The organism is Trinickia sp. (genome assembly GCF_057351765.1).
Genome location: NZ_JBMRBK010000005.1, coordinates 1 through 5,104 on the forward strand (window position 1 = coordinate 1; position 5,104 = coordinate 5,104).

7 protein-coding genes and 1 pseudogene are annotated in these 5,104 nt (G+C 64.9%); all 8 read left to right on the top strand.

Translation table 11 applies throughout. From position 1 onward, the window contains the following. Positions 1–233 (top strand): annotated as a pseudogene (locus tag ACO1XS_RS01055) (MlaA family lipoprotein); the annotation flags it as partial. Positions 234–371: 138 nt separating this feature from the next. Then, positions 372–1,016, top strand: coding sequence for an MlaC/ttg2D family ABC transporter substrate-binding protein (locus tag ACO1XS_RS01060; RefSeq protein ID WP_331568188.1), 645 nt, complete (start codon positions 372–374; stop codon positions 1,014–1,016). Between the two features lie 8 nt (positions 1,017–1,024). Next, positions 1,025–1,327 (top strand): STAS domain-containing protein, encoded by a 303-nt coding sequence (locus ACO1XS_RS01065; protein ID WP_331568213.1) that lies wholly within the window; start codon positions 1,025–1,027, stop codon positions 1,325–1,327. Positions 1,328–1,550: 223 nt separating this feature from the next. After that, positions 1,551–2,477, top strand: a complete 927-nt coding sequence (locus ACO1XS_RS01070) for an ABC transporter ATP-binding protein (protein ID WP_331568189.1) — start codon at positions 1,551–1,553, stop codon at positions 2,475–2,477. Then, on the top strand, positions 2,474–3,259 hold the full coding sequence (locus tag ACO1XS_RS01075) for an ABC transporter permease (RefSeq protein WP_414720190.1): 786 nt from the start codon (positions 2,474–2,476) through the stop codon (positions 3,257–3,259). Before ACO1XS_RS01070 ends, ACO1XS_RS01075 begins: the two co-directional genes overlap by 4 nt. Before the next feature lie 13 nt (positions 3,260–3,272). Next, positions 3,273–3,512, top strand: a complete 240-nt coding sequence (locus ACO1XS_RS01080; protein WP_331568190.1) for a BolA family protein — start codon at positions 3,273–3,275, stop codon at positions 3,510–3,512. A gap of 79 nt (positions 3,513–3,591) precedes the next feature. Then, a complete protein-coding gene (gene murA, locus ACO1XS_RS01085; protein ID WP_486389837.1) occupies positions 3,592–4,863 on the top strand; it encodes a UDP-N-acetylglucosamine 1-carboxyvinyltransferase in 1,272 nt (423 codons plus the stop codon). Next, on the top strand, positions 4,860–5,104 hold a 245-nt coding region (locus ACO1XS_RS01090; protein ID WP_486389836.1), incomplete at its 3' end, for a type 2 periplasmic-binding domain-containing protein. The genes murA and ACO1XS_RS01090, both read left to right, overlap by 4 nt.

Consider the following 5,104-nt stretch of genomic DNA (forward strand, 5'->3'; position numbering starts at 1 on the left):
CCGGTGCGGCAGCGCCGGCATCCGCTGCGGCTCCGGCTTCGGCCGCGGCGCCGTCCGCTACCGAACCGGCGGCGGGCGAGCCGGCCTCGGGCGCGCAGCCGGCCGCGCCGGCCTCGGCGGCGTCCGCGACAGCGGTACCGGCACCGCTGGGTGGACCCGATGGAACGGTGCCCGGCCAGCAGTACGTGCCGCCGCCGCAACGCACGGGCTTGCCGATCATTCGTCTGAAGTGACGCGTTGCGGTAACACTTCGACACGAATCTTGCGAGGCCGTGCGACATGAACCCTGCCGAGCCGTGCAAGATGCGGGCTGAACTTGCACGATTCGGCGAGGCTCCAACCTCAGCGTTTCTTCGATATCAGGGTTGACGATGAAAAAATTCTTTCTGATTCCTCTTTTCGCGATGCTCCTTTCGTTTGCCGGTGCGGCGTTCGCCCAGACGAACGCCGGCGGCGTCGATACGAGTTCGCCTGACGTCATGATCAAGACGGTCACCACCCAGGTGCTCGATACGATCCGTGCGGACAAGTCGATCCGCTCGGGCGATATCAACCGCATCACCGAGGTGGTCAACAAGCAGATCCTGCCCTACACGGACTTCCGCCGCACGACGCAACTGGCGATGGGCCGTGCGTGGCGCCAGGCGACGCCGGAGCAGCAAGACCAGATGGTCGAGCAGTTCAAGATGCTGCTGATCCGCACCTACGCTGGCGCGCTGTCGCAGTTCCGAGACCAGCAGGTCCAGTTCAAGCCGTTCCGCGCGGCGCCGACCGATACCGACGTCGTCGTGCGTAGCGCGGTGATCAACAACGGGCAACCGGTCGAGCTCGACTACCGTCTCTACAAGACCCCGCAGGGCTGGCGCGTCTACGATCTGAACGTTGCCGGCGCATGGCTCATTCAGGCGTATCAGCAGCAATTCGCCCAGAAGATCAACGAAAGCGGCGTGAGCGGCCTGATTCAGTTCCTGACCGACCGCAACCAGCAGCTTGCCGCCGGCAAGCAGCCGACGTGAGCACCCCGATGAGCCGCTTTGCCCTGGGCACGGCGCTCACCCATGCGAGCGCGAAAAGCGCGCTCGCGGCCGGCTTGACGAGCATTGCGGGCGGCGCGACGGGAGTGGACTGCGCCGCGCTCACCGAATTCGATTCATCGGCACTCGCGGTGCTGCTCGCGTGGCAGCGCGCAGCCGAGGCGCGCGGCAGCGCGTTCGAGATCATCAATGTGCCGCAGGGGCTGGCAAGCCTCGCCGCGGTGTACGGTGTGGACGCCCTTCTGGCGGCGCGACACCGCTCGTCCCCCGAAGGCGTCGCGGCCCCGCTCTGAGCCGCACGCGCGGCGCCGCCGCGGCGCAATGCTCCGACGGTCTACGGCCACGCGCGCCAAGTGAGCCGCCTCGACTTGGCCTATAATCAACCGTTTTTTCGGGCATGCGATCGCCCCGGTTTTTTCCGGGATGCGACGCGGCGCTGCCGTGGCGCCAGCCCGGCGATCAGGTCCAGTCACGTCTAAACAAAGGCGCGCCACTCGCGAAAGGCCGCGCACATCCATGTCAGCGATAGAAATCCGCAACGTCAAGAAGCGCTATAAGGCGCTGCAAGCGCTCAAGGGCGTCAGCTTGACGATCGACGAAGGCGAATTTTTCGGCCTGCTCGGCCCGAACGGCGCAGGCAAGACCACGCTCATCAGCATCCTTGCCGGATTGGCGCGGGCGGACGAAGGTAGCGTCGCCGTGCTCGGCCACGATGTCGTGTCCGATTTCCGCGGCGCGCGGCGCTCGCTCGGCGTCGTGCCGCAGGAGCTCGTGTTCGATCCCTTTTTCACCGTGCGTGAAACGCTGCGCATTCAATCGGGCTACTACGGCCTGCACCGCAACGATGAATGGATCGACGAGGTAATGGCTCATCTCGATCTCACCGAAAAGGCCGATGCGAACATGCGCGCGCTGTCGGGCGGCATGAAGCGGCGCGTGCTCGTCGCGCAGGCGCTGGTGCACCGGCCGCCCGTGATCGTCCTCGACGAGCCCACGGCAGGTGTCGACGTCGAGCTGCGGCAAACGCTCTGGAAATTCATTTCGCGGTTGAACCGCGAAGGGCACACGATCGTGCTGACGACTCACTATCTGGAAGAAGCCGAGTCGCTGTGCGGCCGCATCGCGATGCTGCGCCGCGGGGAAGTCGTGGCCCTCGATCGCACGCGCGACCTGCTCGCGCGTTTCGCCGGCATGCAGCTTTTTCTGCGCTTGTCCGCGGGGGTCTTGCCGGCGGAGCTGCGCGCGCTCGAGGTCGACGCGGCGCCGCCGGGTGCGCGCGAGCATCTGTTGCGTCTCGCGAGCTATGACGATGTGGAGCCGATTCTCGCGCGCTGTCGCGAACAAGGCTGCACGTTCGACGAGATCGACGTACGGAAGGCGGACCTGGAGGACGTTTTCGTCCAACTGATGAGCGGCCCGGAACTGGTGGAGGGACTGGCATGATGTCCCACCACACTCAGGCTCGCGGCATGACCGGCTTTCGGACGCTCTTTTACAAAGAGATTCTGCGTTTCTGGAAGGTCTCGTTCCAGACGGTGCTCGCGCCCATCGTCACGGCATTGCTCTATCTGACGATCTTCGGCCACGCGTTGCGCGGACGTGTCGAGGTCTACCCCGGCGTCGAATACACGAGCTTTCTGGTTCCGGGCCTCGTCATGATGAGCGTGCTGCAAAACGCGTTTGCCAACAGCTCGTCGTCGCTGATCCAGTCGAAGATCACGGGTAATCTCGTCTTCGTGCTGCTACCGCCGCTCACGCACTGGGAGATATTCGGCGCTTACGTGCTTGCATCCGTCGTGCGCGGACTCGCGGTCGGGGCGGGCGTATTCATCGTGACGATCTGGTTCGTGCCGATGACATTCGCGTCGCCGCTTTATATCGTGCTCTTCGCCGCATTCGGTTCGGCGATTCTCGGCACACTCGGCCTCATCGCCGGTATCTGGGCCGAGAAGTTCGATCAGCTCGCGGCGTTCCAGAACTTTCTGATCATGCCGCTCACGTTTCTCTCGGGCGTGTTCTACTCGACGCATTCGCTGCCCGAGCTCTGGCGGCATGTGTCGCGGCTCAATCCGTTTTTCTACATGATCGACGGTTTCCGCTACGGCTTTTTCGGCGTGTCCGACATCGATCCGCTTGCGTGCCTGGCCGTCGTTGCCGTTTTCTTCGCGCTGATCGCCGCGCTCGCGATGCGTCTCATCGCGTCCGGCTACAAGCTGCGTTATTGAGGAGTCATGAACCATGTTGCCGACACCCGACGAGGTCAAGCAATATATCGCGGCCGGACTGGCCTGCACCCACCTCGAAGTCGAGGGCGACGGTCAGCACTTTTTTGCGACGATCGTCTCGGACGCCTTCGAGGGCAAGCGCCCGATCCAGCGTCACCAGCTCGTCTACGCGGCGCTGGGCGAGCGCATGAAGGCGGAAATCCACGCGCTGAGCATGAAGACGCTGACGCCGGCGGAATGGCGAAACGCATAATCCAGGAAACGTAGTGCGCATTACACAAGACGATATGGCGGCAGCCGGCAGCGGCGCCGCGCGCGAGGGACAGCTCGGCATGGATAAACTTTCGATCGAAGGCGGCCGCCGCCTTTCTGGCGAATTGAGCGTTTCGGGCGCCAAGAACGCGGCCTTGCCGATTCTCTGCGCGAGCCTGCTCGCGGCCGATCCGCTCGAGCTTGCGAACGTGCCGGACCTCAAGGATGTCCGCACGACACTGACGCTGCTCGAACAGATGGGCGTACGGGCTCGGTTATCGGGCGGCACGGTGTCGCTCGATGCTACGCATGTCGACAAGCCGGTCGCGCCTTACGAACTCGTGAAAACGATGCGGGCGTCGATTCTCGTGCTCGGACCGCTCGTGGCCCGCTTCGGCACGGCGAAAGTGTCGCTGCCGGGCGGCTGCGCCATCGGTGCGCGGCCGGTCGATCAGCACATCAAGGGCTTGCAGGCGATGGGCGCCGACATCAGCATCGAGCATGGCTACATCGAGGCGCGGGCGCGCCGGTTGAAGGGCGCGCGCATCGTGACCGATATGGTCACGGTGACTGGAACCGAAAATCTGCTGATGGCGGCCGTGCTCGCCGACGGCGAGACGATTCTCGAAAACGCCGCGCGCGAGCCCGAGGTCGGCGATCTGGCGCATCTGCTCGTGGCGATGGGAGCGAAGATCGACGGCATCGGTACCGATCGGCTCGTGATCCAGGGTGTCGAGAAGCTGCATGGCGCGCGTCACGCGGTGATCCCCGACCGGATCGAAGCCGGCACGTTCCTGTGCGCCGTCGCGGCGGCAGGGGGCGACGTCATGCTGCGCGACGTGCGCCCGAGTACGCTCGATGCGGTCACGGCCAAGCTGCGTGAGGCCGGCGTGACGATCGAAGAGGGCGACGACTGGCTGCGCGTTCGGATGGACAGGCGCCCGAGCGCCGTCAGCGTGCGCACGTCGGAGTACCCGGCGTTCCCGACCGATATGCAGGCCCAGTTCATGGCGCTCAATGCGATTGCCGAAGGCAGTGCGCAAGTCATCGAGACGATCTTCGAAAACCGCTTCATGCACGTGCAGGAATTGAACCGCCTCGGCGCCCATATCGCCATCGACGGCAATACGGCGCTCGTCACGGGCGTGCCCGAACTGTCGGGCGCGACGGTCATGGCCACCGACCTGCGGGCCTCGGCGAGCCTCGTGATCGCCGGCTTGACGGCGCAAGGCGAGACCATTGTTGACCGCATCTACCATCTCGATCGAGGCTACGATCGGATGGAGGACAAACTCACGCGCATCGGCGCGAACGTGCGCCGCGTTCCTGCGCATTCCGGAGCTCGCGCATGACTGCCGAACCGTTGACGCTCGCGCTCTCGAAGGGGCGCATTTTCGAAGAGACGATGCCGCTCCTGGCGGCAGCCGGCGTCGAGGTATCGGAAGACCCCGAGACTTCGCGCAAGCTGATCCTGCCGACGAGCGCCGGCAACTTGCGCGTCATCATCGTGCGCGCGACCGACGTGCCGACCTACGTCGAGTACGGCGCAGCCGATTTCGGCGTCGCGGGCAAGGATGTGCTGCTCGAGCACGG